Origin of the sequence: Methylobacterium sp. Leaf466, from assembly GCF_001425565.1 — a bacterium.
Classification (GTDB): Bacteria; Pseudomonadota; Alphaproteobacteria; order Rhizobiales; family Beijerinckiaceae; genus Methylobacterium.
Genome location: NZ_LMRC01000033.1, coordinates 227,781 through 253,473, shown reverse-complemented (window position 1 = coordinate 253,473; position 25,693 = coordinate 227,781). Strand labels below are relative to the sequence as shown.

Genomic DNA, 25,693 nt, shown 5'->3' with positions numbered 1-25,693 from the left:
ACCTGCGCGGCGTCGGCCCATCGGGGCCGCTCGCCGCGCAGCCGAGACGTGTGATCGGTCACGGATGCGGCGGACGGGACGGTCTAGTCCCGACGCACCGTGGTCGCGGATGGTTCAAGGCGGAGATCGATGCGCGAGGCATTCAAGAAGGTCGAGACGCTGCAGCGTCCCAAGACACAGGAAATCTCTCTCTCCGACGTGGAGCGCGGCATCGTCCGGGCGACGCAAGGATTGACGGCCCTGTCGCATGCCGACGGGCACCTGTGCTTCGAGCTCGAAGCCGATGCCACGATCCCATCCGAATACATCCTGTTCCACAACTTTCGCGCCACGCCGATTCCCAACGGTCTCGGGCCGAAGATCGGGAACTACCTGCGCCGGACGCAGGGCAAGCACGGCGGCTGGTCGCTGGTCCATGAGGGGCCGTTCGACATCAGCTGCAGCGTGAAGGCGTATTTCGCCCTGAAGCTCATCGGCGACTCGATCGAGGCGCCCCACATGCGCAAGGCCCGCGAGGCCATCCTCTCGCGCGGCGGGGCGGCCAATTCCAACGTGTTCACCCGCTTCTTCCTCGCCCTCTACGGCGAGGTGCCCTGGCGTGCCATCCCGGTGATGCCGGTGGAGGTGATGCACCTGCCGCGCTGGTTCCCGTTCCACCTCGACAAGGTGTCGTACTGGGCGCGCTGCGTGATGGTGCCCCTGTTCGTCCTCCAGGCCAAGAAGCCCCGCGCCCGCAACCCCCTCGGCATCGGCATCCCCGAGCTGTTCGTGACGCCGCCCGAGCACGTGCGCAACTGGCCCGGCAGCCCGCATGCGACCTGGCCGTGGACGCCGATCTTCGGCGGCATCGACCGGATCCTCCAGCTGACGGAGAACTGGTTTCCCAAGAAGCGCCGCCAGCGCGCCATCGACAAGGCGGTGGCCTGGGTGAGCGAGCGCCTCAACGGCGAGGACGGCCTCGGGGCGATCTACCCGGCCATGGTCAACTCCGTGCTGATGTACGAGGTGCTGGGCTACCCGGCCGACCATCCGCAGATGCGCATCGCCTGCGAGGCGATCGAGAAGCTGGTGGTCGACAAGGGTTACGAGGCCTACGTCCAGCCCTGCCTGTCGCCGGTGTGGGACACGGCGCTGGCGAGCCACGCGCTCCTCGAGGCCGGCGGCCCTCAGGCCGAGCATCAGGCTCGGCGCGGCCTCGACTGGCTGCGGCCCCTGCAGGTCCTCGACATCAAGGGCGACTGGGCGGCGGGCCGGCCGAACGTGCGGCCGGGCGGCTGGGCATTCCAATACGCCAACCCGCACTTCCCCGACCTCGACGACACCGCCGTGGTGGTGATGGCGATGGACCGGGCGATGCGCCAGCACGGCCTCGTCGCCGACATGCCCGACTACACCAACGCCATCGCCCGCGCGCGCGAATGGGTCGAGGGCCTGCAGTCGAGCGACGGCGGCTGGGCGGCCTTCGACGCCGACAACAACCACCACTACCTCAACCACATCCCGTTCTCGGACCACGGCGCGCTCCTCGATCCGCCCACCGCCGACGTCACGGCGCGGGTGGTCTCGATGCTGTCCCAGCTCGGCGAGACGCGCTCCAGCTCCAAGGCGCTCGACCGCGGCGTCACCTACCTCCTGGCCGACCAGGAGGACGACGGAAGCTGGTACGGCCGCTGGGGCATGAACTTCATCTACGGCACCTGGTCGGTGCTGTGCGCCCTCAACGCGGCGGGCGTCGATCCGGCCTCGCCGGAAATTCGCCGCGCCGTGGCCTGGCTCATCCGCATCCAGAACCCGGACGGCGGCTGGGGCGAGGACGCCTCGTCCTACAAGATCGATCCGGCGTTCGAGCCCGGCTATTCCACCGCCTCGCAGACCGCCTGGGCGCTGCTCGCCCTGATGGCGGTGGGCGAAGCCGACGACCCGGCGGTGACCCGCGGCATCAATTACCTGACCCGGACGCAGGGGGCCGACGGCTTCTGGGCCGAGGAGCGCTACACCGCCACCGGGTTCCCGCGGGTGTTCTACCTGCGCTACCACGGCTACCCGAAGTTCTTCCCGCTCTGGGCGATGGCGCGGTTCCGCAACCTCAAGCAGAGCAACACCCGCCAGGTGGCCTTCGGGATGTAGGCCGGTCCGGCGGAGCGCATCGCCATGTCGGCAGGGACCGAACGGTCCGTCCTCGCCGTGGTCGGCCTCTCCAAGGAGGCGCGCCTCGCGGCCGGTCCGGGGGTCGTCGTGGTGGGTGCCGGCGGCGATCCGCACCGCCTGCGCGCGGCACTCGCCCGCCAGGCCCCCGGCGCCGTCCGCGCCGTGATCAGCTTCGGCATCGCCGGCGGTCTCGACCCGGCGCTCCTCCCCGGCGATGTCGTGGTGGCGACCGGCGTCCGGTCGGACGGCGAACGGTGGGACGCCGATCCCGGCATCGTCGCTTGCCTGAGAGACCGTCTGGAGCGCAGCGGACTGAGGATCACCGCGGCCGACCTCGCCGGGGTCGACGCCGCGGTCCTCGCCGTCGCAGATAAATCGGCGTTGCGCGGCCGGACCGGCGCGGCGGCGGTCGACATGGAATCGCATGTGGCGGCCGGCTTCGCGCGGGCGCACGGCCTTCCCTTCGCGGCGCTGCGCGTGGTCTGCGACCCGGCCGACCGGGCCCTGCCGGCCTTCGTGGCGAGCGCCCTCAAGCCAAACGGCGATCCCGACATCCTCGCCGTGCTACGCGCCCTCGTCCGTCGCCGGGCGAGCCCCGGCGACCTGATGAGGCTCGCCAGGGACTCGGGCGCCGCCTTCCGGAGTCTACGCCGCGCACGCGCCTGCCTGGGAGCTGGCCTCGGCGTGCTGTCGTCCGCCGGCCCGAGGGCCTGACGGCTCGGGCGCCCCTGGCCGGAGACGAGCCTCCGGCCAGGGGACGAACGGCGAGCCTCAGATCGCCAGCGTGCCGGCCTTGGCGGCCGCGTAGCGGTCGCTCACCTTCGACCAGTCGACCACGTTCCACCACGCCTTGAGGTAGTCGGCGCGGCGGTTCCGGTAGGTCAGGTAGTAGGCGTGCTCCCAGACGTCGTTGCCGAACACCACCGGGGTGCCGTCCATCAGCGGCGAATCCTGGTTGGGGCGGCTGGTGAGGGCGAGCTTGCCGTCCTTGCCGAGCACCACGAACACCCAGCCGGAGCCGAACAGCTTGGTGCCGGCGGTGTTGAAATCGGTCTGCAGCTTGGCAAAGCCACCCAGATCCTTGTCGATGGCCGCCTTGAGGTCGCCGGTGGGTTCGCCACCCTTGCCGCCCATGATCGTCCAGAACATCGTGTGGTTGGCGTGTCCGCCGCCGCTGTTGCGGATGGTCCCGCGCACCGCCTCGGGCAGCGACGACAGGTTGGCGAGCATCTCCGGCAACGGCTTCTTGGCGAGGTCCGGCTTGTCGGCCAGCGCCGTGTTCAGGTTCGTCACGAACGCGGCGTGATGCTTGCCGTGGTGCAGCTGCATCGTCTCGGCGTCGATGGTCGGGGCGTTGCGGTCGGCCGGATAGGGCAGCGGTGCGAGGGTGAAGGGACCCGACGGAGCCGGGGCCGGCGCTCCTTGCGCGACGCTCGCCTGCGCGCGAAGGGCGATGAGGCCTCCGCCGATGGCGGCCAGGGTGGTGCGACGGTTGAGGTTCATGGTGGCGTTCTCCCGTTGTCCGGAGCGATGGGTGCGAGCACCGTCATCGACACGACGGCTACGCTAGCGCTTGCGCGATGGTTTCAACCATAGCCGACTTGGACTCTGCGTCACCTTCGCCGGAACGGGCTCGGCCCATCGAAGGCCGTCGGGACGGATCGTCCGCTGGCGGCGCGCGAGCACTCTCGATTCGGCCGGCGACCCTACGGCCAGACCTTGATCGACAGGCGCTGGCTGAGGAGATCGCGATCGGAGGTGACGGTGCAGCCCTCGGTCCTCAGAGTCACATAGGTGAGGAGCGCGGCGTCTCCGGCGTCGTCGAAGTTGCGGCCCTCGGCGGCCGGGTCGAGGAGCGATGGATAGGCGATGAGGCGTCCCGACGCGGTGCAGGCATCGTCGTAGAGGGTGGCACCCGCCATCAGCAGCCGCGGCTGATCCCAGGCCAGGAGATCGCGCGAGCTCGTCCAGTAGAAGCCGGATCGCGGGAACGCCGCACTCGCCTTGGCCATGAAGACGGCGATCCAGGCCCCCGTCGCCCGGTGCCGCACCACCGCGCCGACCGGGGTCGGAAAGGGTGCGACAGGCTTGCAGGCATCCGGTCCCGGCCGGGCCTTGCCGTAGGGGCCGGGGAAGCGGGCCTCGAACCCGGTTCCGGTCCAGGCGCGCCAGCGGGCCGGATCGGAGGGGTCGTCGCTGCGGAACAAGCAGACGCCGGCCTCCTGCTTCCGGCCGGGCTGAGACCAGCCGGTGGTCGAGGCGAAGACGTAGCGCCAGCGCCCGTCCGCGACGATGTTCGAAGGGTTGAAGAACCCGCGATGCCGGCCCTGGTCGACCTCCTGCGCGAAGGGCGCTGCGGCCACCACCACCGGCGGCACGGCGCGCCGGATGGTGCGACCGCCGTCCGTGGAGGAGGCCGCCACGATGCTGTTGTACCAGCACGCGAGATAGGCCGGCAGCCGGCAGCGCCCGGCGTGGGTGTTCGCCTGATATTCGTGGTGGAGCAGCGCCGCCACCGCCGTTCCGTCCTCGGTCCAGGTGGCGGTGACCCAGGAGCGGTCGTCGTAGCGGGCCGGATCGGCGTCACCCGCCGAATCGAGGACGACGGCGCAATCGAGTTTCAGCCGGTCGAAGTCGGGTCCGCGCAGGGCGCGGTTGCGATAGTGCATGCCGAATAGCACGACCGTGCCGGCGGCATCGCGAAAGGCGCGGGCCGAGGCGTCGGGCACGTCGACCCCGTCGCAGGCGTCGCGCGTCGCGCGGAACAGGGGTTTGGGTGCGCCGATCAGGGTGAGGGCCGACAGCGGCGGGTCGCCCCTTGCCCATCCGGCATCGGGCCAGACGAGGTTTGCCAGGGCCACGACGAGGGCCGCGACGATCCTGGGGGAACGACGAGCGCGCGCGGACGATCGGGGAAGCGGGCGCGTCATTCTTGACCTGGAGCGGTTCCAGCCTGGACTTGCGCCTGAGTTTGCGGTCTGAACCCTTAACCTTCCGATTGGCCGACCACCGCCCCGAGACCTCCATGACCTTCCTGATCCTCGGCCTCGTGCTGTTCCTGGGCACCCACGCCTTCACCATGCTGCGCTCCAAGCGCGCCAAGGTCATCGGCGAGGTCGGGGAGACCCGCTACAAGCTCGGGTACATGGTGCTGTCGCTGCTGGGCCTGGTGCTCGTCGGCTACGGTTTCGGCGTGTACAGGCAGGAGGGCATGATCCAGGTCTGGAACCCGCCGGTGTTCACCCGCCACCTCGCGCTGGTCCTCAACCTCCTGGCCTTCATCGCCCTCGCTTCGGCCTACCTGCCCGGCCACATCCGCGCCAAGGCCAAGCACCCGATGCTGCTGGCCGTGAAGATCTGGGCGACCGCCCATCTCCTCGCCAACGGCGACCTCGGCGGCATGCTCCTGTTCGGGGCCTTCCTCGCCTGGGCGGTGATCGCCCGCATCAGCGCCAAGCGCCGGGCCCGCAACCCCGCCGAGGCGGTGGCCCAGCACGGCGGCGCGGTGGCGGCACCGGCCGGCTGGCGCAACGATGCCATCGCCGTGGCGGTGGGCCTCGTGACCTGGTTCGTCTTCGCGAAGTACCTGCATCCGCTGCTCATCGGCGTCGCGGCCTGGCCGGGGATGGCCTGAGCGCGGCCGGCGCCGCGTCTGTCGCCAAGCCGCCCATGGTGTGCTAGGCGCAGGCCCCGACCATCGTGAGGTCGCCCGCCGCGGATGCCGCGGCAGGAGCTGACCTGTTATGAGACGACATGGCTGAGAACAACGAGTTCATCCGCGAGGTCAACGAGGACTATCGCCGCGATCAGGTCGCCGAGATCTGGCGCCGCTACAGTGCGCTGATCATCGCCCTGGCGGTGCTGGTGGTGGCCGGCGTCGGCGGCTGGCGCTACTGGCAGTCCGAGCAGCGCAGCCGGGCCGAGACGGCATCGGAATCGTTCGAGACCGCCAACCGGCTGGTGCGCGACGGCAAGGCCGAGGAGGCCGACAAGGCCTTCGCCGCGATCGAATCCCAGGCGCCGGCCGGCTATGCCCTGCTCGCACGCTTCCGCTCCGCCACCGAGACCGCCAAGCGCGACCAGGCCGCGGGTGCCGCCGAATACGAGGCGCTGGGCGCCGACGCCAAGCTGAGCAACGGGCTGCGCGACCTCGCACGCCTGCGGGCGGCCCTGATCCGCCTCGACCTGCCCAACCCCGATCCGGCGCTCGCCAGCCTGCAGGGATTGGCCGCCCCCACTGGCGCGTTCCGGCACACCGCCCGCGAGATGCTGGGCCTGTCCGCGCTCAAGCGCGGCGATTACGACGGGGCCGGCCGCTGGTTCGACCAGATCAGCGCCGATCCGCAGACGCCGCAGAACCTGCGCCAGCGCATCGAAGTCTATTCCGCCCTGGTGGCCGGCGGTCCGGTGACGGTGACCGAGGCGGTCCCGGCGCCGGCGGCCCCTCTCCCCGCGACGCGCTAGGGCACTCCGCCTTTCCCTTGAGCCGATTGGCAAAATCGGTTTACCTGCTCCGTCGGCGGTCGAGAACCGGTCGGTCCCGCACCGGCCGTTTTCGCGTTCCCCGACCGACCGCCCCAACCTGAACTGGCCCACCCCATGGATATGCCGACCGTCGCGATCATCGGACGGCCGAACGTCGGCAAGTCGACGCTGTTCAACCGGCTCGTCGGCAAGAAGCTCGCCCTCGTCGATGACCGGCCCGGCGTCACCCGCGACCGGCGCGAGGGCGACGTGAACTTCGGCGGCCTCGTGTTCCGGGTCATCGACACGGCCGGGCTCGAGGATGCGGATGCGGGCACGCTGCTCGGGCGCATGCGCGCCCAGACCGAGGCGGCGATCATGGAGGCGGACGTCGTCCTCTTCGTGATCGATTCCCGCGCGGGCGTGCTGCCCGCCGACCAGCCCTTCGCCGAACTCGTGCGCCGGGCCGGCTGCCCGGTCATCCTCATCGCCAACAAGGCGGAGGGCGGCGCCGGGCTCGGGGGCGCCTACGAGGCGTTCTCGCTGGGGCTCGGCGACCCGATCCCGTTCTCGGCCGAACACGGCGAAGGCATCGGCGAATTGCACGACGCCCTCATCGCCGCCCTCCCCGAACAGGACGAGGACTATGACGAGGAGGGATCGGAGAAGTCGCTCAAGGTCGCCATCGTCGGCCGGCCCAACGCCGGCAAGTCGACCCTCATCAACACCATGCTCGGTGAAGACCGGCTTCTGGTGGGGCCCGAGGCCGGCATCACCCGCGATTCGATCTCGCTGGACTGGGACTGGCGCGGCCGCCGGATCAAGCTCCACGACACCGCCGGGATGCGCCGGCGCGCCCGCATCGACGACAAGCTCGAGAAGCTCGCGGTCTCCGACGGCCTGCGTGCGGTGCGGTTCGCCGAGGTGGTGGTGGTGCTCCTGGACGCCACCATCCCGTTCGAGAAGCAGGACCTCACCATCGTCGACCTCGTCGAGAGCGAGGGCCGCTCCCTCGTCATCGGCCTCAACAAGTGGGATCTGGTGGCAGACCAGAACGGCCTGTTGAAGACCCTGCGCGAGGATTGCACCCGGCTGCTGCCGCAGGTGCGCGGCGTCTCCGTCATCCCGCTGTCGGGCCTCGCCGGCCAGGGCATCGACAAGCTGATGCAGGCGGTGGTGGACGCCGCCGATGTGTGGAGCCGGCGCATCTCGACCTCGCGGATCAACGACTGGCTCAACGAGGCGACCCAGCGCAACCCGCCCCCGGCCGTGGCGAGCCGGCGCATCAAGATCCGCTACGCCACCCAGGTGAAGGCGCGCCCGCCGCATTTTGCCCTGTTCGGCAACCAGCTCGACGGCCTGCCGAAATCCTACACCCGCTACCTCGTCAACAACCTGCGCGAGGCGTTCGACCTGCCCGGCACCCCGATCCGCCTGTCGCTACGGACGTCGAAGAACCCGTTCGACAAGGAGAACAAGGGCTAGACGGGCGGCTCAGGCGGCGGTCGCACCGGCCGTCGTCTTCGCCAGCCAGTCCACTACGGCGTCGAGGGCCTGCCGGTCGCTGCGGCCGCCCTTTCGGGCCGCCTCGAACACGCCGATCTGGTTCTCGGCGCTGGTGCCCTCGGTCAGGATCGCGCGGGTCCTTTCGATCTCCGGGCCACAGCCCAAGGCGTCGGCGTCCGCATCGACGAGGGCGAGGACGCGGTCCAGGGCCTCGGCGAAGGGTAGGGCGTCCTCGCTCGCCTCGTCAATCAATTCGGCGTCGGTGCCGCTGCGCTGGGCCCGCCACAGGTTCTCCTCCGCCAGCGCCCGCGAGACCCCGTCGAGGGAGTCGTTGAGGTCGGGCCGGCGGATCACGAGGCGCACGAGGCAACGGAACAGGGCGGCGATGGCCAGCGCGTCCTCCAGCCGCGTGCAGGAATCGGCGATGCGCAGTTCCAGGGTCGGGAACTTGATCGAGGGGCGCAGGGACCACCATAGGAAGCTTGCGTCCGCGATCGACCCGGCCGCGGTCATGATGCGCAGATAGCGTTCGTAATCCTGCGGGGACCCGATCAGCGGCGGCAGCCCGGTGCGGGGCAACTCGCCGAAGGCGCTCAGGCGATAGGCGGTCAGCCCCGTCGGGGCCCCTTGCCAGAACGGCGAGGAGGCCGACAGCGCCAGCAACAGGGGCTGGAACGGCAGCAGCCGGTTCATGAGGTCGATGCGCGCCTTCGGGTCGGGCACCTCGACATGGACATGCATGCCGCAGATCAGGCTGCGCCGCCCGGCGAGCCCGACATCGCGCAAGATGCCGCGGTAGCGGTCGCCCTTCGTGGGCACCTGCCGCGCCCATTCGGCGACCGGGTGCGTGCCGGCGGCAAAGATCAAAAGGTCGTGCCTGCCAGCGAGGGCGGCGAGTGCGCAGCGCCGGCCGGCCAGGATCTCGCGTGCCTCTCCGAAATCCGTGGACGGCGGCGTGCAGACCTCGATCTGGCTCTGAAGCAATTCCTGCCCGATCTCGGGCAGCCTGTCGCCGGCCTCCTCATGGAAGGCCGTCACCGACCGGCGCGGGGTGCCGCGGGTCTCGGCATCGGCCAGGAAGTACTCCTCCTCGATGCCAAAGCGGTAGCTGTGTGCGGTCATGGGGAACCTTCGCGTATGGCCTGAGCGTCAACTCGGGACGATGGCCATCGTGCCGCGCGGCAGCGAAACCCAATTCAGTCGGACTGGCTCATGCAAAATCCGTTCGATTGCTTCGCAATGCGGATTTCCGCTTCGCTCAGGCGCCGCATGGGCTTGCCGATACGGTCACCGCTTTCATCAAGCGGCAGACCGCATCAGCCCTCCCGCAACGCCCCGCCCACCAGCCAGGCCGGGTCGAACCAGCGGTCGGCCTCGCCGTCGTACGGCAGGCGCGTGACGTCCCAGTGCTGGATGTAGCGCGCGTAGACGTTCCAGACCGCGATGCCGCCGCCCACGAAGATGCGCCGGCCGGGATAGCGGGCCAGCACCGCCTCGGGGTCTTCGTGGCTGCGGATCACGTCGATGGTGCGATCCTGAAAGGCGAAGGTCGGCACCGACGCGATGGTCTTGGGGCCGGCGATCAGCACATGGCCCATGGTGAGGGCGAAGAACCGCGTCACGTCCTCGACGAACAGCGGGTCGGTGTTGCCCTCCCAGGGCAACTGCCCGTTCAGGCCGAGCTGGCCCCGCAACCCGATGGCACAGATGCAGCGGACGTCGATCATCGTGGGGACCTGGCTAGCCTGTCGTCGTGGAACACCACCGGTCAGGCCGGCGGCTGGAACACCACGACACGGTCGGTGGGAAAGTCGTAGATCTTACCGGAGTCCGACCAATCGGGCCGCGCCAGCCGCACGAAGGCCGGGGCGAGGTCGTCGGGCGTCTTGAGGGTGGCGGCATCCTCGCCGGGCATCGCGGCCTTGCGCATGGCCGTGCGCAGGGGGCCGGGATTGAGGAGCATGGCCCGCACCGGCGTCGTCTCGGTCTCGGCGGCGTAGGTCCGCACCAGGGCGTCGAGGGCAGCCTTCGACACGGCATAAGCCCCCCAATAGGCGCGGCACTTGTGGGCCGCGCCGGAGGTGACGAACACCGCCCGCCCGGCATCGGAGGCCCGCAACAGGGGATCGAGCGAGCGGATCAGGCGCCAGTTGGCCGTCACGTTGATGGCCATCACCTGGTCCCAGGCCTTGGGTGTCACATGGCCGAGCGGCGTCAGGTTGCCGAGGATGCCGGCGTTGCCGACCAGGATGTCGAGGCGCCGCCAGCGCTCGTAGATCGCCGCGCCCAGGCGGTCGATGCCGTCGTAATCGGTGAGGTCGAGCGGCACCAGGGTGGCGCTCGATCCCGCCGCCGTCACGGCGTCGTCGAGCTCCTCGAGGCCGCCCTGCGTGCGCGCCACGGCGACGACATGCGCGCCGGCCTGCGCCAGGGCCAGGGCCGCCGCACGGCCGATGCCGCGGGAAGCACCGGTGACGACGGCGACGCGGCCGGAGAGCGGCTTGTCGGAGGACGCGGTCATGGGGATCTCAATCGGCTTCGGCGAGCATGGCCAGGCGCCGCGGCCCGGCCACCGCCAGATCGGTCAGGGCGGTGGGATAGTCGCCGGTGAAGCAATGGTCGGTGTACTGCGGACAGGCGGAGTCGCGCGCCTCCTCCCCCATCGCCCGGTAGAGTCCGGCGATGGACAGGAAGGCCAGCGAATCGGCACCGATGTAGCGGCGCATGCCCTCGAGGTCGTGGGTGGCGGCGAGCAGCTTCTCGCGCTCGGGCGTGTCGATGCCGTAGAAGTCGGGGTAGGTGATCGGTGGCGAGGCGATGCGGAAATGCACCTCGCGGGCGCCGGCCTCGCGCATCATGCGCACGATCTTCACCGAGGTGGTCCCGCGCACGAGGCTGTCGTCGACGAGCACGATGCTCTTGCCCTCGACGGCGGCCCGGTTGGCCGAGTGCTTCATGCGCACGCCGAGCTCTCGCACCGACTGGGTCGGCTGGATGAAGGTCCGTCCGACGTAATGGTTGCGGATGATGCCCATCTCGTAGGGCAGGCCGGTCTCCTGCGCGAAGCCCAGCGCCGCCGGCACGCCGGAATCCGGCACCGGGATGACGATGTCGGCATCCGCCGGCGACTCGCGGGCGAGTTCGACGCCGATGTTCTTGCGCACCGCGTAGACGCTTTTGCCGTTCACGACGGAATCGGGCCGCGCGAAATAGATGTACTCGAAGATGCACGGGCGCATCGGCTGGGGCGGCGCGAACCGGATCGACTCGATCCCCTCTTCGGAGATCACCACGATCTCGCCGTTCTCGATGTCGCGGATGAACTTGGCGCCGATGATGTCCAGCGCGCAGGTCTCGGAGGCAAGGATATAGCGGCCGTCGAGTTCGCCGAGCACCAGCGGACGGATGCCGAGGGGGTCGCGGGCACCGATGAGCTTCTTGTTGGTCAGCGCCACGATGGCATAGGCGCCTTCGATCCGACGCAGAGCCTCGGTGAAGCGCTCGACGATGCGCGGGGCGCGCGAGCGCGCGGCCAGATGCAGGATCACCTCGGTGTCGGAGGTCGACTGGGTGATGGCGCCCTCGCGGACCAGGTCGCGGCGGATGGTGAGGGCGTTGGTGAGGTTGCCGTTGTGCGCCACAGCCAGGCCGCCGCTGGCGAGTTCGGCGAAGAGCGGCTGCACGTTTCTGAGGATCGTGCCCCCTGTCGTCGAATAGCGGACGTGGCCGATGGCGGCCGAGCCCTCCAGGTGCTCGATGGTCGAGCGGTCTGAGAACGAGTCGCCGACGAGGCCGGGGCGACGCTCGGAATGGAAGACCGCCCCGTCGAAGGAGACGATGCCCGCCGCCTCCTGGCCGCGGTGCTGCAGGGCATGCAGCCCCAGCGCCACGATGGCCGAGGCGTCCGGGTGCCCGAAGATGCCGAAGACGCCGCATTCCTCGCGCAGCGTGTCGCCGTCGCGGTCCATCCCGTCCACCGTCCGGTGGGAGGAACGGGAAGTGGCTGATCGATCGGACATGCTGTTGCCGTTTCCCCGTCGGCCGCGCGGGTCACCGGGAAAGGCGGCCGGGCGCAGCCTCAAGACCTTGCGTCACGAAACCGTTATGTCGTCGATCGGTGCGGCGCAACCAAGCCCGGATTCTTGCAGGTCAGCGTCGCGCCGCGGGCGCGGCTTGGCCCGGCTTCTCGGCATCGCTGCGCCGTTGGACCGGCGCCTCGCCCTCCGCCGGCGAATCGGTCGGCTCGGCCGCCCCGTCGGCCTTGGGCTTCTTGAACTGCTTGAGGATCCCCTCCGGGTTCTCCGGCAGCTGCGCCACCAGGGCATCGCCGGACCTCTCGAGGAGGGGGCGGCTCTTGGCGGTGGCGGCCCAGTCCGGCATCTTGCCCTGCACCAGCCAGGCCAGGAACACCCAGCCGATCACGCAGATCAGGAAGCCGCGACCGGCGCCGAAGATCAGGCCCAGCGAGCGGTCCACCGCGCCGATCCGCGAATCGAGGATCATGTCCGAGATCTTCACGGTGATGATCGAGACGACGATCAGGGTGCCGAGGAAGATCGCGGCGATGGAGGCGACGAGCGCCACCGTGGCGTTGGTGACGTGCTGGCCGACCATCGGCAGGACGAGGGGGTAGAACTTCCAGGCCACGGCCGCCGCGGCGACCCAGGCGATGATCGCCAGGACCTCACGGGTGGCTCCTCGCACGGCCGCGAGAAGGGCGGAGATCGCGACGATCCCCAGAACGGCGAGGTCCAGAATGGAAAACGGCATCGACGACGCTGGTCACAAGGGGGCAGAGCGGCGACGATCGATGGCGTTGCGGCTGCCCCGTGCCGCGATGACCGTATACCGTGCCGGATCAGGCCCGTCACCCTCCGCCGCGAAACGCGCGCGGGAGGGTCGTGGTCGAGCGATCGCTGAGGGTCAGTCGTCGTCGTAGTCGTCCCGCCCACGCCCGCCCTTGCCGCGCCGGGGCGCGCCGCTGGCGATGCCGGCGACGAGGTCGGCGATGTGGCGCAGGGCCTCGGTCTGGAGGGCGCCGTCGCCGCCCTCCCCCCGGTTCTGCGGTGTCACGGCCTTGGCGAACCCGAGCTTCACCGCCTCCTTGATCCGGGCCGGCGCCTGCGCCACGGGGCGGATCGCCCCGGACAATCCGATCTCGCCGAAATAGACGGTCTCCGGCGGCAGCGCCGCGCCCGACAGCGACGAGACCAGTGCCGCGGCGACCGCGAGGTCGGCCGCCGGCTCGGTGATGCGCAGGCCGCCGGCGACGTTGAGGTAGACGTCGTGGGTGCCGAGCCGGATGCCGCCATGGGCCTCGAGCACCGCCAGCACCATCGACAGGCGGTTGGGGTCCCACCCCACCACGGCGCGGCGCGGCGTGCCGAGGGAGGACGGGGCGACGAGCGCCTGGATCTCCACGAGCAGCGGCCGCGTCCCCTCCATTCCGGCGAAGACCGCCGTGCCCGGCGCGGCATGGTCGCGCCCGGCCAGGAACAGGGCGGAGGGGTTGGGCACCTCGGCCAGCCCCATGTCGGTCATCTCGAACACCCCGATCTCGTCGGTGGGGCCGAAGCGATTCTTCACGGCGCGCAGGATGCGGAAATGATGGCCCTGGTCGCCCTCGAAGGAGGCGACGCAATCGACCATGTGCTCGACCACGCGCGGGCCGGCGATCTGGCCGTCCTTGGTGACGTGGCCCACCAGGATCACCGCGGTGCCCGTGGTCTTGGCGAAGCGGATCAGGCTCTGGGCCGAGCCGCGCACCTGCGTGACCGTGCCGGGCGCCGATTCCACCGTCTCGGTCCACATGGTCTGGATCGAATCGATGATGGCGAGCGCCGGCGGGCGCCCCTGCGACAGCGTCTCGACGATGTCCTCGACGTTGGTCTCGGCGGCCAGCTCCACCGGCCGGCCGGCGAGGCCCAGGCGCTCCGCCCGCAGGCGCACCTGCGCCACCGCCTCCTCGCCGGAGATGTAGACGACGCGTTCGCCGGTGCCGGCCATGGCGGCGGTGGCCTGCATCAGGAGCGTCGACTTGCCGATACCGGGATCGCCGCCGAGCAGGATCACCGAGCCGCGCACGAAGCCGCCGCCGGTGACCCGGTCGAGCTCGGCGATGCCGGAGGGGATGCGCGGCGCCTGCTTGGCCTCGCCGGTCAGCCCTTCGAGGGGAAACACCCGGCCGCGTGCCCGGCCCGGACGCGTCGCCACCGGGCCGGCCTGCGGGCCGCTCGCCCCCGTCTCCTCGGCGATGCAGTTCCAGCCGTTGCAGGCCTCGCAGCGCCCGCGCCAGCGGTTGTAGACCGCCCCGCAGGACTGGCAGACGAAGGTCTGGTGGATCTTGGCCATTCTGCTTCCGGGTCGGGCGCGGCGCTCCGCCCCGTCACACTACATAATGGCGAACATAGCGTGAACCCAGGCCCGTCAGGATTTCGTAGCCGATGGTGCCCGCCGCCTGCCCGACGGTGTCGACGTCGAGGCCGTCGCCGATCAGCACCGCCGGCTCGCCGCGGCGGGCGGCCGGCGCATCGGTGACGTCGAGGATGATGAGGTCCATCGAGATCAGCCCGGCGATGGGACAGGCGACACCGCCCACGAGGGCATGGCCGCGCCCGCTCGCCGCGCGGGGATAGCCGTCGGCATAGCCGATCGAGAGGGTGGCGAGCCGGCGCCGGGACGGCGCGGTCCAGCGGGCGTTGTAGCCCGCACTCTCCCCCGCCTCGACGGTGCGGACCTGGGCGATGGCCGCCTCCAGGCGCACCACGGGGCGCATGGGGTTGGGCGAACCCGGCATGGGGTTGCCGCCGAACAGGGCGTAGCCCGGCCGCAGGAGATCGTTGGGAACGCCGTCCCCGAGAAAGCAGCCGGAGGAATTAGCGAGCGAGGCCGGGAGGCCGGGATAGGCCGCCCGCACCCGCGCGAAATCCGCGACCTGGCGGGCGTTGATCGCCTCGCCGGGCTGTTCCGCGCTGACGAGATGGCTCATCAGGAGGTCGAGTCCCGCCCCCGTCACGAGGGAATCGCCGGCGAGCGCCAGGGCCTCTGGCACCGACAGGCCGAGCCGGCTCATGCCAGTGTCCACATGCAGCGCCGCCGGCCCGCGACCGGCCCATTCGGCGAGTTCCTCCCGCGATCCGAGCACCGGCCGCAGGGCGTTGGCGAGGAGGGCCTCGCCGGTCCCGGGCAGGAGCCCGTTGAGGATGTAGATCGCGGCCTCCGGCAGGAGCGCGCGGGCGGCGATGCCCTCGCTCAAATGGGCCACGAACACCGTGCGGCAACCGGCCCGCCACAGGGCCGGGGCGACGGCGGCGAGGCCGCAGCCGTAGGCGTCGGCCTTCACCACAGCGGCGCAGGGGATGTGGGGCGCTTGCGCACCGAGCCGGCGCCAGTTCTCGACGATGGCGGAAAGGTCGATCGTGAGGCGGGCACCATGGCCGATCGAGGCCGCATCAACCGATCCGATGACATCCTCCATCCAACGACACAGCCACCGGCGGTTGCCGGCGCGGGCGAGGCCGGGAACCGGCCCGCGTCCTCGCCCTACCTATGCACGATCGCGGCCCGATGCGGCCACACCGCTCGCTAAAACCGCCGGCATGCGGCCGGGTGACCGGCATGGCCCGGGTGGTCTATCCCGCCCCCGAGCGGTCCGAAACGGGGCGGGCGAGGAGAGACCATGATCGTGAAGCTCGGCGGCAAGCGTCGACTGCGTCCCTCGCGCCAGGGGCCGACTACCGGGCTTCTGGGCGGTCTCGGCGTCTCCGACCGGATCGCGGCCTTCCGCAGCCTCGGCGGAAACTGCGAGTTCGGGTTCGTGCAGCGCTATTGCGGTGCCGAGCCCTCCGGGCTGTTCCGGTTCGCCTATGCGGATGTGGAACCGCTCACGCACGCGATCGCCGACAACCTGGACAAGTATGGCGCGCCGGGCGACCTGAGCCTCGAAGAGACCGAGAGCGGAACCTATTACTGCAGGAGCGGATGCTACAATTTCTGGTACAACACCCAGACGCATGCCGACGCGGTCGACAAGAGCGCCTTCCTCGAGCGGCAGTACGGCAAGGTGGCCCACCTCAAGCGGGCGCTCCTGAGCGACCTCGCCACCGGCGAGAAGATCCTCGTCCGCAAGCCGCAGCAGGGCGAGGACGATGCCGCCTTCATGGCCCTGGCGCAAGCGATCTGGCAGCACGGACCCTCGACGGTGCTGCGCGTCACCGAGGGCGAGCCGGGCCTCCGCCGTACGTCGGGGCGGCTGCTGGAGGGCACGGTCAGACGGATCTCGCAACCGGAGCGCAACTACGAAACCGACCTCGAATCGTGGATCGGGCTCTGCGACGCCGCCTATGCGGCTCACCATGGCTTGCGTCCCGCGCCCGCAGGGCCCCTCGCCCGCCCGACGAGGCTGGCCCGCCCGGCCCGGCGCCACGACACCGGACTGCCCGGTGAGGTGTTGAACTCCTACACGACGCTCCTCGACATCCGCGCCTTCGATCCCCGCACGGTCTACGTCTTCTCCGCCTGGGTCTGGATCCCGGCGGACTTTTCGGCCGCACGCATCCTCGCCGTGATGGGAACCGAGCGCCTGGGCTGGTGCGATGCGGACCTCGGCCTGCGGGACTGCTGGCAGCGGGTCTGGGCCGCCGGCCGTGTCGCGCCCGTGGACGGAGAGCGCCCGTGCGCGGGCCTCGGCATCGTCGGCGAGCCTGGCCAGCATGTCTGGTCCTGGGGATGGGAGCTTCGCCGAGGCCCGATCCCCGCCGCGGCCGGGACGCCGACGGTTCCGGTCGAGGGCTCGTTCCTCAAACGATTGCTCGGCCGGTGAGGGCCGGCCGGGCGCGGCGGCGTCCTACATCCGCGCCGGCGTCCGGTCCTCGGCCGCCAGGTTCGAGAACCGGGTGATGTTGGCGTCGAACTGCAGTTCCACCGTGCCGGTGGGGCCGTGGCGCTGCTTGCCCAGGATCACCTCGGCCTTGCCGTGGACGCGGTTCATCTCCGCCTCCCAGGCGAAGAACTCCTCGGTGCCCTCGCGAGGCTTCTTGTTGTTGACGTAATATTCCTCGCGGAACACGAACATCACCACGTCGGCGTCCTGCTCGATGGAGCCGGATTCGCGCAGGTCCGAGAGCTGCGGGCGCTTGTCGTCGCGGTTCTCCACCTGGCGCGAAAGCTGCGACAGGGCGATGATCGGCACCGAGAGCTCCTTGGCGAGCGCCTTCATGCCGGTGGTGATCTCGGTCATCTCCTGCACGCGGTTGTCGCTGCGCTTGCCCGAGCCCGAAAGCAGTTGCAGGTAGTCGACGATGAGCACGTCGAGGCCCTTCTGGCGCTTGAGGCGGCGCGCGCGGGCGGCGAGCTGGGCGATCGAGATGCCGCCGGTCTGGTCGATGTAGAACGGGATCGACTGCATGTCCCGCGCCGCGTCGGTGATCTTGTAGAAGTCCTCCGGGCGGATGTCGCCGCGGCGGATCTTGTAGGAGGGCACGCCCGACTGCTCGGCGATGATGCGGGTGGCGAGCTGCTCGGCCGACATTTCCAGCGAGAAGAACCCAACGATGCCGCCGTTCTTGGTCTCGATGCGGCCGTCGGGCTGCTTCTCGCCCTGGTAGGCCTTGGCGATGTTGAAGGCGATGTTGGTGACGAGCGAGGTCTTGCCCATCGCCGGGCGTCCGGCGAGGATGATGAGATCCGACGATTGCAGGCCGCCCATCTTGGCGTCGAGGTCGGTGAGGCCGGTGGCGATGCCGGAGAGCTTGCCTTCGCGCTGGTAGGCCTTGGCCGCCATGTCGACGGCGGTGGTGAGCGCGTCGGAGAACTTCTGGAAGCCGCCGTCGTACTTGCCCGATTCGGCGAGTTCGTAGAGCCGGCGCTCGGTGCCCTCGATCTGGTCGCGGGGCGAGGATTCCACCGGCGCCTCGTAGGCGCCGTTGACGAGATCCTCGCCGATGGTGATGAGCCGGCGGCGGATGGCGAGATCGTAGATGGTGCGGCCGTAGTCGCCCGCGTTGATGACCGTCGTCGCCTCGGCCGCGAGGCGGGCGAGGTACTGCATCACCGTCTGGCCGCCGAGATCCGCATCGCCGAGATAGGTCTTGAGCGTGATCGGGGTCGCGAGCTTGCCCGCCTTGATCAGGGAAGTCGCCACCTCGAAGATCTTGCGGTGCACGTCCTCCATGAAGTGCTCTGGCAGGAGGAAGTCCGAGATCCGGTAGTAGGCGTCGTTGTTGACCAAGATGGCGCCGAGCAGCGCCTGCTCCGCATCGATGTTGTGGGGCGCGACGCGGAATTCCTGGGTGACCGCCTGGAGGTTGGCCGTCAGGGCATTGGGCAGGGCCATGGGCTGACTCGACGCTCCAACTCGTCAAAACCGCGCGGTCGCCGCCGCGCAACGTCGCTACCTGAAGACCATGGCCCCGGCATGGTTAGCCGATCCTTAGCCGATGGGCGCGACACGCGCCTCGCGTCTCCGGCCCGGTCACCTCAGGATGAGGGATCGGGATAGGATCGAACGCAGGAACGCCCGCCGGCTCCTTCGAACCGGCGGGCGTCCATGCTGGAACAAATGCGGAACGTGTCAAGCCCGAAGGCCGACCGTCCCCGTTGTCCACCGGGGCGAGTGGGACCTACTCGCGGTCGTCGCCGGCCTCGGCGAGCGCCGCGCCGACCTCGAGGCCGAGGTCGTCGAGGTTGAAGGCCTCGCGCTCGGTGGTCGATTCGCCACGCGCCTGACGCTCGGCCTCTTCCGGCGAACGGGCGACGTTGACGGTCACCGTCACTTCGACCTCGGGGTGCAGCACCACCGGGACGACATGGAGGCCCAGCGTCTTGATCGGCGCGTTCAGGGCGAACTGGTCGCGCCCGACGGTGAAGCCCTCGGCGGTGACGACTTCGGCGAGATCGCGGGTGGAGACCGAGCCGTAGAGCACGCCGGTCTCGCCGGACTGGCGGATCAGCACGAAGCTCTTGCCCTCGAGGGTCTCGGCGACGCCCTGGGCCTCGGACTTGCGCTCGAGGTTGCGGGCCTCGAGCTGGGCGCGCTGGGTCTCGAAGTGCTTCTTGTTGTTGGAGGTGGCGCGCAGGGCCTTGCCGCGGGCCAGGAGGAAGTTGCGGGCGTAGCCGGGCTTGACGTTGACGGTCTCGCCCATCTGGCCGAGCTTGGCCACGCGCTCGAGGAGGATCACTTCCATGGTCTTTTGTCCTTGTCCGGTGGGTGGGAGATGGGCCGCCGTCCGGTGCCGGAGCGGCGGGGTTTGAGCGGGGTGTCTCAGGTCGGGCCCGCGCCTTCCTTGGGACGGCGGAGGTTGAGCGCGGAATCGGCGACGCCGAACAGGGTCAGCGCCACGAAGGCGACGCCCTGGGTCACGAACAGGATCATGTAGAGGCCGATCAGGAGCGCCCCCCGGCCCTTGCGGCCGCGGCTGCGGTCGTGGAAGGCGGCGAGCCCCTGCAGGGCGAAGGCGGCACTCAGGGCCCCCGCCAGCGCGATCCCGAGGACACCGAAGTAGCCCGGCATCAGCGCCAGGACGGCCCCCGCCCCGAGGAGGATCAGGACACGGCGCGGCATCGCCGTGGCGGGCAGGTCGGGCCACGGCCGCGGCAGGCGCCCCGAGATCTGGACGATCCGGGCCGCGGCCCAGAGGTAGAAGGTCAGCAGCAGCGCCAGTCCCTGCGCGGCCAGCCCCGGCGCGATCGCCGCCAGCGCATCGGCGACCTCGTCGGCCGAGACGGTGATCGGCGTCGTCCCGTCCGTGGCCGGGGTGGCGGGAGCATCCTGCGCCGGAGCGGAGCGATCCTGGGTCTCGGACGAACCGGGTGCGGCCGGGGCCGGGGCCGGCGTGATGCGCGCGTCGCCGCGCGTCTTCACGAGGGTGCGGGTCATCCCGCGCAGCTGGTTCTGGAAGGTCTCGTAGTTCGGAGACGCGATCACCGCGATGGCGACGAAAGCCAGGGCCGCCGTGCTCGCCGTCCAGGCCAAAAGGCGCCCGGTGGGATACCATTCCATGGTGCCGTCGGCACCGGGACGGCCGAGCAGCGTCAGATAGGCGAGCCACCAGGCCGGCAGGGCGAGATAGGCCAGGAACCCGAGGCCGAGGAACGGCGCGATCACGAGGGCGAGCGCCAGGCTGCCCGAGACGGCGGCGGCCAGGGCGGCCTTGTGGCTCCAGCCGAGCCCGACGATGAGGATCGGCAGCGGGGCCAGCAGATAGAGCAGGATGGAGAGGGCCGTCGCCTTCAGGAGCACGCCGAACAGGAGTGCCGAGACGAGGCCCGCGCCGATGCCGATACCGAGTGACTGTTTCATTGAATCCCGCTGTCCCGCTGTCCCGGATGGGGCAGGGTTAGAGGCGAACCGCGTCGCCCCAACGACTCCCGGCGTTCCACCATGAACGCCGGTACGAAAAACCCCTCGCCGCCCCTATGCGGCGCAAGCGTGACTACGCACCGCCGCGCGTGCGGCGGACGCCCTGGCTCGGCAAAGCCGGGCCAGGGCAGCCAACTATTTGATCACGTAGGGGAGGAAGCCGAGGAAGCGGGCGCGCTTGATCGCCTGGGCGAGCTCGCGCTGCTTCTTGGCCGACACCGCGGTGATGCGCGACGGCACGATCTTGCCGCGCTCCGAGACGTAGCGGGAGAGCAGCTTGACGTCCTTGTAGTCGATCTTGGGCGCGTTCACGCCCGAGAAGGGGCAGGTCTTGCGACGACGGAAGAACGGACGACGTCCGCCGCCGGCTCCGCCAGCAGCAGCACCACCGGCCGCAGGGGCCGCACCAGGTCCAGCACCGAATGCCATGACTTAAGCCTCCCCGCCGAAGCTGCGCTCGGGCCGGTCGCCACGATCGCCACGGTCGCCGCGATCACCCCGATCGCGGTCGCCACCGAATCCACCACCACCGCCACCGAAGCCCTCGTCGTCACGACGACGGCCGCGCTCGCGGTCCTTGCGATCGTCGCGATCGCGCTTCTGCATCATCGCAGACGGCTCGGCCTCGAGGGCCTCGACGCGCACGGTCATGAACCGCAGCACGTCTTCGGAGATCTGCATCTGGCGCTCCATCTCCGTCAGCGCCGCCGGGGGGGCGTCGATGTTCAGGAGGGTGAAATGCGCCTTGCGGTTCTTCTTGATGCGGTAGGCGAGGGACTTGACGCCCCACATCTCGATCTTCTCGACCGTGCCGCCATTGGCTTCGATGACGCCCTTGTAGGTCTCGATCATGGTCTCGACCTGCTGGGATGTCACGTCCTGGCGCGCCAGGAAGACGTGTTCGTAAAGAGGCATTGTAACGGGCCCTTCATGTCCATAGGGACCCGACGGCACCAGAAGTGCTGGAAGACGCGTCGGGCCGGCTCACACGTTCACCCGGCGCCAAGCCCTTCGAGCCGTAATGGAGGCCCGAGCGGTTGATCGAAGGCGGAGACACGGGACGACGGGAACGACTCCGGTTCGGAACCACCCCCTGTTGCCGGCAAGCCGACACCGTCCGTTCAGCCCCCAGCCGGAGCGAACGCGAAACGGGCGGATAGACGGGTTCGAACGGAAAGGCAAGTTCTGGCAGGGCAGACGCGCGGCGGGACGCGTTCGAAGGGTGCTTGTGCGCGGATGGTGTTTGCGAGCGGATGGTGTTTGCGCGGGTCCGGCCGTGGCGTCATCATCGCGGGCGGCGGTGACGGAGAGCGATGACGTGAGGGGCCGGCGCGAGCCAACGGGGCGGCGACGGGCCGGCGCGATCCACTTGGGGCGACGGGCCCGGTGATCGGCCTCGTCCTGCACCGGCTCGTCCAGGCGGTCCCGACCCTGTTCCTCGTGGTGGCGGGCAGCTTCTTCCTGATGCGCCTGGCGCCCGGCGGTCCGTTCGACCTCGAACGCCCCCTCCCCCGCGCGGCGATGGAGAACCTGTCGCGCACCTACGGGCTCGACCAGCCGCTGGCGGTCCAGTTCCTGCGCTATTGCGCGGCGCTGCTGCGGGGCGACCTCGGGCCCTCGTTCTCGTTCCGCGACCTCACCGTGGCGGAACTGTTCGCCCGCGGCCTGCCGGTGTCGATGACCCTGGGCGCGCTGGCGCTGGCGCTCGCGGTCTGCGCCGGCCTCGGCCTCGGGTCGCTGGCCGCCTTGCGGCGCGGCAGCGGTTGGGACCGGGCCGTGGGTCTCATGGCCGGCACCGGCCTGTCGGTTCCCGGGTTCGTGGTGGCGCCTCTCCTGCAGATCGTGCTCGGGCTCGGGCTGGCCTGGCTGCCGGTGGGCGGCTGGGAGGGTGGCGCACCGAGCCATCTCGTCCTGCCGGCGATCACCCTGGCGCTGCCCCAGGCCGGGGCGATCGCCCGCCTCGTCCGCTCCGCCCTGGTCGAGACCCTCAACGCGCCGCACGTGCGCACCCAGCGCGCCATGGGCCTGTCGCCGGCGCGCATCGCCCGCCACGCGCTGCGCGCCGCCCTGATCCCGGTGGTGGCCACCCTCGGCCCCACCGCGGCGGCGCTGCTGACGGGGTCGGTGGTGGTCGAGACGATCTTCGGCCTGCCCGGCATCGGCCGCTACTTCGTCGACGGCGCGCTCAACCGCGACTACACGCTGGTGATGGGCACGGTGGTGCTGGTGGCGGTCTTCGTGATGGTCCTCAACCTCGTCGGCGACATCGCGGCGGCCATGCTCGACCCGCGCACGCGGTCGATGCGATGACGGCGGGCGGGTCCCTCGGGCGGCTGGCGGCCGGGCGCCTCCTGCGCCGGCCCGTCGCCGTCGCGGCGGTGGCGGTGCTGACCGCCGTGGCCCTGGCCTGCCTCGTCGGCCCGCTCCTCACCGGCCACGCGCCGGGGCGGATCTACCCCGACCTCGTGCGGGTGGCGCCCGGGCCGGCGGCACACCCGCGCGGCGACGACCTTCCGGACATCCTCGCACGCCTCGCCTTCCGCATGCGCGTGCGCCTCGAGGCCGTGGTGCGGGAACCGGGCACGGTGCGCCTGACGCTCGCCGCCGACCGGCCGATCGACCCGCGCGTGCTGACCGCGCTGCCGCGCTCGGACCTGTTCGGTACGCCCGTCGTCCTGTCGCGCGCGGAGGACGGGCGCGGCCTCGTCGTCTCGGTCCCCGTGCGCCGGCTCCACTTCCTCCTGGGCACCGATGCGCTCGGGCGCGACATCCTCTCCCGCAGCCTGGTCGCCGGCCGGGTCTCGCTGCTGATCGGCCTCGTCGCCACCGCCGTCGCGCTCCTCGTGGGCGTCGTCTACGGCGCCGTGGCGGGGTTTTCCGGCGGCACGCTCGATGCGGTGATGATGCGGATCGTCGACATCCTCTACGCGCTGCCGTTCGTGTTCTTCGTGATCGTCCTGCTGGTGTTCTTCCGGGCGAACCTCGTGCTCATCCTGGCGGCCATCGCGGCGGTGGAATGGCTCGACATGGCCCGGCTGGTGCGCGCCCAGACCCGAGCCCTGCGCCACCGCGACTTCGTGCGCGCCGCCGAGGCGCTCGGCCGGTCGCGGGCCGCGATCCTCGCCCGGCACGTCGTCCCCAACACCCTGGGGGTCGTGGTGGTGGCCGCGACCTCGCTGGTGCCGCGGGTGATCCTGCTGGAGAGCTTCCTCTCGTTCCTCGGGCTCGGGGTCCAGGAGCCCGAGACGAGCTGGGGCGCCCTCGTCGCCGACGGCGCCCGCTCCCTCGAGACGGCGCCCTGGATGCTGGCCGGTCCGGCCGCCTTCCTGGTCGCGACGCTGGTCTCGCTCAACCTGATCGGCGACGCCCTGTCCGACGCCCTCGATCCGCGCCTGCGCGACCTCAGCGCGACGTGATCTCGGCGCGGTGTGATCTCAGCGCGGTGTGACCAGGGGCTGGTAGACGATCCGCACGACGCGGCCGTCGGTGTTTCCCGGCACGGCGGTGGCGCCCGTCGCGGCGGGATCGTCGGGCGGCGGCTTCGCCTCGCCGCCCCTGAACGCGGCGGTGAAGAGAGCGGTCATGACGACGACGAACAGGATTTCGGAGGAGCGTGGACGCGGCATGGGGCGGACCCGTGGGGATGCCGCCAGCATGAGCCGGACCGGTGAAGGCAAAAGCGGAACGAAAGCGATTCGCCTCGACTTCTCCACCCGTCTCTCACAGCAGCGTTAACGAGGTGTCGATGGCGACCAGGGCTGAAACGGCGGCGAGCCCGGAGCGCGTCCCGATGGGGACGGTGATCGACACCGACGTCTCGGCCCGTCTCGACCGGCTGCCCTGGGGCAGGTTCCACGTCCTCGTCATCGTGGCGCTCGGGATCACCTGGGTGCTCGACGGCCTCGAGGTGACGCTGGCCGGTTCGCTGGTGGGCGCGCTACGCAAGGAGCCGATGAGCTTCACCGAGTTCGACGTCGGGCTCGCGGCCAGCTCCTACCTCATCGGCGCCGTCACCGGGGCGCTCGGCTTCGGCTGGCTCACCGACCGGATCGGGCGCAAGAAGCTGTTCTTCATCACCCTCGCCCTCTACCTCGTGGCCACCGCCGCCACCGGCCTGTCGTGGGACATCTACAGCTTCTGCATCTTCCGCTTCCTCACCGGCGCCGGCATCGGCGGCGAGTACACCGCCATCAATTCCACCATCCAGGAGCTGGTGCCGGCCCGCGTGCGCGGCTGGACCGACCTCGTCATCAACGGCTCGTTCTGGATCGGTGCGGCGGGCGGCTCCGTCCTGTCGATCGTGCTGCTGCGCGCCGACGTGATCGACCCGAACTGGGGCTGGCGCGTCGCCTTCTTCATCGGCGGCGGCGTCGGACTCGCCATCCTTCTCCTGCGGTCGTGGATTCCCGAGAGCCCGCGCTGGCTCGCCACCCACGGCTACATCGCCGAGGCCGACCGGGTGGTGTCGGGCATCGAGAAGCGCTTCACCGACGAGGGCCACACCCTGCCCCCGATCGACGAGGCCAAGCGCTACAAGATCAAGACCCGCAGCCACACGCCCCTGTCGGAGGTGTTCGGCACCATGCTGGTGGGCCACCGCAAGCAGACCCTGGTCGGCCTCGCCCTGATGATCGCGCAGGCGTTCTTCTACAATGCCCTGTTCTTCACATACGCGCTGGTGCTGCAGCGGTTCTACGGCGTGCCCGGCGAGCACGTCGGCTGGTACCTGCTCCCCTTCGCCCTCGGCTCCTTCCTCGGGCCGGTGCTGCTGGGGCGTCTGTTCGACACGATCGGGCGGCGGCAGATGATCGCCTTCACCTACGGCATCTCGGCGGTGTTGCTCGCCGTCACCGGCTACCTCTTCAAGATCGAGGTGTTCGGGCCGGTCGGCCAGACCGCGGCCTGGATGGTGGTGTTCTTCTTCGCCTCGGCCGCCGCGAGCGCGGCCTATCTCACCGTGGCCGAGACCTTCCCGCTGGAGATCCGAGCCCTGGCCATCGCGGTGTTCTATGCGCTGGGCACCGGCATCGGCGGGGTCTCGGGCCCGCTGCTGTTCGGCGCCCTGGTGGAGACCGGTTCGCGCGACAACGTGCTGATCGGCTACGGCATCGGCGCGGCGCTGATGCTGTTCGCGGCCATCGTCGGGGGCATCTGGGGCACGGCCGCCGAGGGCAAGTCCCTGGAGGAGGTCTCCAAGCCGCTGGCGGCGGCCTGATC

The 25,693-nt window shown here is 70.4% G+C and carries 24 protein-coding genes; 9 read left to right on the top strand and 15 right to left on the bottom strand.

Annotated features, from left to right (window positions below; translation table 11 throughout):
* Positions 1–129 precede the first annotated feature (129 nt).
* Both shc and ASG59_RS16200 read left to right on the top strand, forming a co-directional pair.
* Positions 130–2,127 (top strand): squalene--hopene cyclase, encoded by a 1,998-nt coding sequence (gene shc, locus ASG59_RS16205; protein ID WP_055878552.1) that lies wholly within the window; start codon positions 130–132, stop codon positions 2,125–2,127.
* A gap of 24 nt (positions 2,128–2,151) precedes the next feature.
* Positions 2,152–2,862, top strand: coding sequence for a phosphorylase (locus ASG59_RS16200; RefSeq protein WP_056410069.1), 711 nt, complete (start codon positions 2,152–2,154; stop codon positions 2,860–2,862).
* A 57-nt stretch (positions 2,863–2,919) separates the two neighbouring features.
* Here ASG59_RS16200 and ASG59_RS16195 read toward each other — a convergent pair whose 3' ends face one another.
* Positions 2,920–3,651 carry a superoxide dismutase gene (locus ASG59_RS16195; RefSeq protein WP_056280082.1) on the bottom strand — a complete coding sequence of 244 codons (732 nt, stop codon included), beginning with the start codon at positions 3,649–3,651 and terminating at the stop codon, positions 2,920–2,922.
* A gap of 203 nt (positions 3,652–3,854) precedes the next feature.
* Positions 3,855–5,078: a hypothetical protein gene (locus tag ASG59_RS16190; RefSeq protein ID WP_056410067.1), complete on the bottom strand. Its 1,224-nt coding sequence runs from the start codon at positions 5,076–5,078 to the stop codon at positions 3,855–3,857.
* 95 nt (positions 5,079–5,173) lie between these two features.
* On the opposite strand from ASG59_RS16190, the gene ASG59_RS16185 reads away from it, so the two are divergent.
* From ASG59_RS16185 to der, 3 genes are all read left to right on the top strand, one after another.
* Positions 5,174–5,782: an NnrU family protein gene (locus ASG59_RS16185; protein ID WP_055880973.1), complete on the top strand. Its 609-nt coding sequence runs from the start codon at positions 5,174–5,176 to the stop codon at positions 5,780–5,782.
* 119 nt (positions 5,783–5,901) lie between these two features.
* Entirely contained in the window at positions 5,902–6,612 is a 711-nt protein-coding gene (locus ASG59_RS16180; protein ID WP_055878565.1) for a tetratricopeptide repeat protein, read from the top strand.
* 135 nt (positions 6,613–6,747) lie between these two features.
* Positions 6,748–8,097 carry a ribosome biogenesis GTPase Der gene (gene der / locus ASG59_RS16175; RefSeq protein ID WP_056280087.1) on the top strand — a complete coding sequence of 450 codons (1,350 nt, stop codon included), beginning with the start codon at positions 6,748–6,750 and terminating at the stop codon, positions 8,095–8,097.
* A gap of 9 nt (positions 8,098–8,106) precedes the next feature.
* Here der and ASG59_RS16170 read toward each other — a convergent pair whose 3' ends face one another.
* From ASG59_RS16170 to alr, 7 genes are all read right to left on the bottom strand, one after another.
* Entirely contained in the window at positions 8,107–9,240 is a 1,134-nt protein-coding gene (locus ASG59_RS16170) for a carboxylate-amine ligase (RefSeq protein WP_056410065.1), read from the bottom strand.
* 194 nt (positions 9,241–9,434) lie between these two features.
* Positions 9,435–9,845 carry a dihydrofolate reductase gene (locus tag ASG59_RS16165; protein WP_056410063.1) on the bottom strand — a complete coding sequence of 137 codons (411 nt, stop codon included), beginning with the start codon at positions 9,843–9,845 and terminating at the stop codon, positions 9,435–9,437.
* Between the two features lie 41 nt (positions 9,846–9,886).
* Positions 9,887–10,639 (bottom strand): SDR family NAD(P)-dependent oxidoreductase, encoded by a 753-nt coding sequence (locus ASG59_RS16160; protein WP_056410062.1) that lies wholly within the window; start codon positions 10,637–10,639, stop codon positions 9,887–9,889.
* Between the two features lie 7 nt (positions 10,640–10,646).
* On the bottom strand, positions 10,647–12,137 hold the full coding sequence (gene purF / locus ASG59_RS16155; RefSeq protein ID WP_056410060.1) for an amidophosphoribosyltransferase: 1,491 nt from the start codon (positions 12,135–12,137) through the stop codon (positions 10,647–10,649).
* Between the two features lie 130 nt (positions 12,138–12,267).
* The gene (locus ASG59_RS16150) at positions 12,268–12,888 is read right to left on the bottom strand and encodes a CvpA family protein (RefSeq protein ID WP_056410056.1); all 621 of its coding nucleotides are present in this window, start codon (positions 12,886–12,888) and stop codon (positions 12,268–12,270) included.
* A 153-nt stretch (positions 12,889–13,041) separates the two neighbouring features.
* Positions 13,042–14,469 carry a DNA repair protein RadA gene (gene radA / locus ASG59_RS16145; protein ID WP_055878586.1) on the bottom strand — a complete coding sequence of 476 codons (1,428 nt, stop codon included), beginning with the start codon at positions 14,467–14,469 and terminating at the stop codon, positions 13,042–13,044.
* A 34-nt stretch (positions 14,470–14,503) separates the two neighbouring features.
* Positions 14,504–15,595: an alanine racemase gene (gene alr / locus ASG59_RS16140; RefSeq protein ID WP_082528800.1), complete on the bottom strand. Its 1,092-nt coding sequence runs from the start codon at positions 15,593–15,595 to the stop codon at positions 14,504–14,506.
* 201 nt (positions 15,596–15,796) lie between these two features.
* On the opposite strand from alr, the gene ASG59_RS16135 reads away from it, so the two are divergent.
* Entirely contained in the window at positions 15,797–16,939 is a 1,143-nt protein-coding gene (locus ASG59_RS16135) for a hypothetical protein (protein ID WP_056410054.1), read from the top strand.
* Between the two features lie 24 nt (positions 16,940–16,963).
* Here the strand turns inward: ASG59_RS16135 and ASG59_RS16130 are convergent, their stop codons facing one another.
* The 5 genes from ASG59_RS16130 to rpsF form a co-directional block, all read right to left on the bottom strand.
* Positions 16,964–18,451 (bottom strand): replicative DNA helicase, encoded by a 1,488-nt coding sequence (locus ASG59_RS16130; protein WP_055878593.1) that lies wholly within the window; start codon positions 18,449–18,451, stop codon positions 16,964–16,966.
* 286 nt (positions 18,452–18,737) lie between these two features.
* Positions 18,738–19,301, bottom strand: coding sequence for a 50S ribosomal protein L9 (rplI, locus tag ASG59_RS16125; RefSeq protein ID WP_055878596.1), 564 nt, complete (start codon positions 19,299–19,301; stop codon positions 18,738–18,740).
* A 77-nt stretch (positions 19,302–19,378) separates the two neighbouring features.
* The gene (locus ASG59_RS16120; protein ID WP_055878598.1) at positions 19,379–20,416 is read right to left on the bottom strand and encodes a DUF2232 domain-containing protein; all 1,038 of its coding nucleotides are present in this window, start codon (positions 20,414–20,416) and stop codon (positions 19,379–19,381) included.
* Positions 20,417–20,611: 195 nt separating this feature from the next.
* Positions 20,612–20,905, bottom strand: a complete 294-nt coding sequence (gene rpsR / locus ASG59_RS16115) for a 30S ribosomal protein S18 (RefSeq protein ID WP_055878603.1) — start codon at positions 20,903–20,905, stop codon at positions 20,612–20,614.
* Between the two features lie 3 nt (positions 20,906–20,908).
* The gene (gene rpsF / locus ASG59_RS16110) at positions 20,909–21,391 is read right to left on the bottom strand and encodes a 30S ribosomal protein S6 (protein WP_055878607.1); all 483 of its coding nucleotides are present in this window, start codon (positions 21,389–21,391) and stop codon (positions 20,909–20,911) included.
* Positions 21,392–21,862: 471 nt separating this feature from the next.
* Here rpsF and ASG59_RS16105 point away from each other — a divergent pair, with 471 nt between their 5' ends.
* Together ASG59_RS16105 and ASG59_RS16100 are read left to right on the top strand one after the other, a co-directional pair.
* The gene (locus ASG59_RS16105; protein WP_056410052.1) at positions 21,863–22,786 is read left to right on the top strand and encodes an ABC transporter permease subunit; all 924 of its coding nucleotides are present in this window, start codon (positions 21,863–21,865) and stop codon (positions 22,784–22,786) included.
* On the top strand, positions 22,783–23,892 hold the full coding sequence (locus tag ASG59_RS16100) for an ABC transporter permease subunit (protein WP_056410050.1): 1,110 nt from the start codon (positions 22,783–22,785) through the stop codon (positions 23,890–23,892). Before ASG59_RS16105 ends, ASG59_RS16100 begins: the two co-directional genes overlap by 4 nt.
* An 18-nt stretch (positions 23,893–23,910) precedes the next feature.
* On the opposite strand, the gene ASG59_RS20725 is transcribed toward ASG59_RS16100, so the two are convergent.
* The gene (locus tag ASG59_RS20725; protein ID WP_156399276.1) at positions 23,911–24,102 is read right to left on the bottom strand and encodes a hypothetical protein; all 192 of its coding nucleotides are present in this window, start codon (positions 24,100–24,102) and stop codon (positions 23,911–23,913) included.
* A gap of 119 nt (positions 24,103–24,221) precedes the next feature.
* On the opposite strand from ASG59_RS20725, the gene ASG59_RS16095 reads away from it, so the two are divergent.
* Positions 24,222–25,691 carry an MFS transporter gene (locus tag ASG59_RS16095; RefSeq protein ID WP_056280115.1) on the top strand — a complete coding sequence of 490 codons (1,470 nt, stop codon included), beginning with the start codon at positions 24,222–24,224 and terminating at the stop codon, positions 25,689–25,691.
* The last annotated feature ends 2 nt before the right edge of the window (positions 25,692–25,693 follow it).

What these genes read in the sequence shown, in the direction of transcription:
- ASG59_RS16095 (WP_056280115.1), top strand. Translation starts at nt 24,222, where the DNA reads ATGGCGACCAGGGCTGAAACGGCGGCGAGCCCGGAGCGCGTCCCGATG.
- alr (WP_082528800.1), bottom strand. Translation starts at nt 15,595, where the DNA reads ATGGAGGATGTCATCGGATCGGTTGATGCGGCCTCGATCGGCCATGGT.
- ASG59_RS16195 (WP_056280082.1), bottom strand. Translation starts at nt 3,651, where the DNA reads ATGAACCTCAACCGTCGCACCACCCTGGCCGCCATCGGCGGAGGCCTC.
- purF (WP_056410060.1), bottom strand. Translation starts at nt 12,137, where the DNA reads ATGTCCGATCGATCAGCCACTTCCCGTTCCTCCCACCGGACGGTGGAC.
- ASG59_RS16170 (WP_056410065.1), bottom strand. Translation starts at nt 9,240, where the DNA reads ATGACCGCACACAGCTACCGCTTTGGCATCGAGGAGGAGTACTTCCTG.
- ASG59_RS16200 (WP_056410069.1), top strand. Translation starts at nt 2,152, where the DNA reads ATGTCGGCAGGGACCGAACGGTCCGTCCTCGCCGTGGTCGGCCTCTCC.
- ASG59_RS16100 (WP_056410050.1), top strand. Translation starts at nt 22,783, where the DNA reads ATGACGGCGGGCGGGTCCCTCGGGCGGCTGGCGGCCGGGCGCCTCCTG.
- ASG59_RS20725 (WP_156399276.1), bottom strand. Translation starts at nt 24,102, where the DNA reads ATGCCGCGTCCACGCTCCTCCGAAATCCTGTTCGTCGTCGTCATGACC.
- ASG59_RS16150 (WP_056410056.1), bottom strand. Translation starts at nt 12,888, where the DNA reads ATGCCGTTTTCCATTCTGGACCTCGCCGTTCTGGGGATCGTCGCGATC.
- ASG59_RS16120 (WP_055878598.1), bottom strand. Translation starts at nt 20,416, where the DNA reads ATGAAACAGTCACTCGGTATCGGCATCGGCGCGGGCCTCGTCTCGGCA.
- rpsF (WP_055878607.1), bottom strand. Translation starts at nt 21,391, where the DNA reads ATGCCTCTTTACGAACACGTCTTCCTGGCGCGCCAGGACGTGACATCC.
- ASG59_RS16135 (WP_056410054.1), top strand. Translation starts at nt 15,797, where the DNA reads ATGATCGTGAAGCTCGGCGGCAAGCGTCGACTGCGTCCCTCGCGCCAG.
- ASG59_RS16185 (WP_055880973.1), top strand. Translation starts at nt 5,174, where the DNA reads ATGACCTTCCTGATCCTCGGCCTCGTGCTGTTCCTGGGCACCCACGCC.
- ASG59_RS16180 (WP_055878565.1), top strand. Translation starts at nt 5,902, where the DNA reads ATGGCTGAGAACAACGAGTTCATCCGCGAGGTCAACGAGGACTATCGC.
- rplI (WP_055878596.1), bottom strand. Translation starts at nt 19,301, where the DNA reads ATGGAAGTGATCCTCCTCGAGCGCGTGGCCAAGCTCGGCCAGATGGGC.
- ASG59_RS16160 (WP_056410062.1), bottom strand. Translation starts at nt 10,639, where the DNA reads ATGACCGCGTCCTCCGACAAGCCGCTCTCCGGCCGCGTCGCCGTCGTC.
- der (WP_056280087.1), top strand. Translation starts at nt 6,748, where the DNA reads ATGGATATGCCGACCGTCGCGATCATCGGACGGCCGAACGTCGGCAAG.
- ASG59_RS16165 (WP_056410063.1), bottom strand. Translation starts at nt 9,845, where the DNA reads ATGATCGACGTCCGCTGCATCTGTGCCATCGGGTTGCGGGGCCAGCTC.
- rpsR (WP_055878603.1), bottom strand. Translation starts at nt 20,905, where the DNA reads ATGGCATTCGGTGCTGGACCTGGTGCGGCCCCTGCGGCCGGTGGTGCT.
- ASG59_RS16190 (WP_056410067.1), bottom strand. Translation starts at nt 5,078, where the DNA reads ATGACGCGCCCGCTTCCCCGATCGTCCGCGCGCGCTCGTCGTTCCCCC.
- shc (WP_055878552.1), top strand. Translation starts at nt 130, where the DNA reads ATGCGCGAGGCATTCAAGAAGGTCGAGACGCTGCAGCGTCCCAAGACA.
- radA (WP_055878586.1), bottom strand. Translation starts at nt 14,469, where the DNA reads ATGGCCAAGATCCACCAGACCTTCGTCTGCCAGTCCTGCGGGGCGGTC.
- ASG59_RS16130 (WP_055878593.1), bottom strand. Translation starts at nt 18,451, where the DNA reads ATGGCCCTGCCCAATGCCCTGACGGCCAACCTCCAGGCGGTCACCCAG.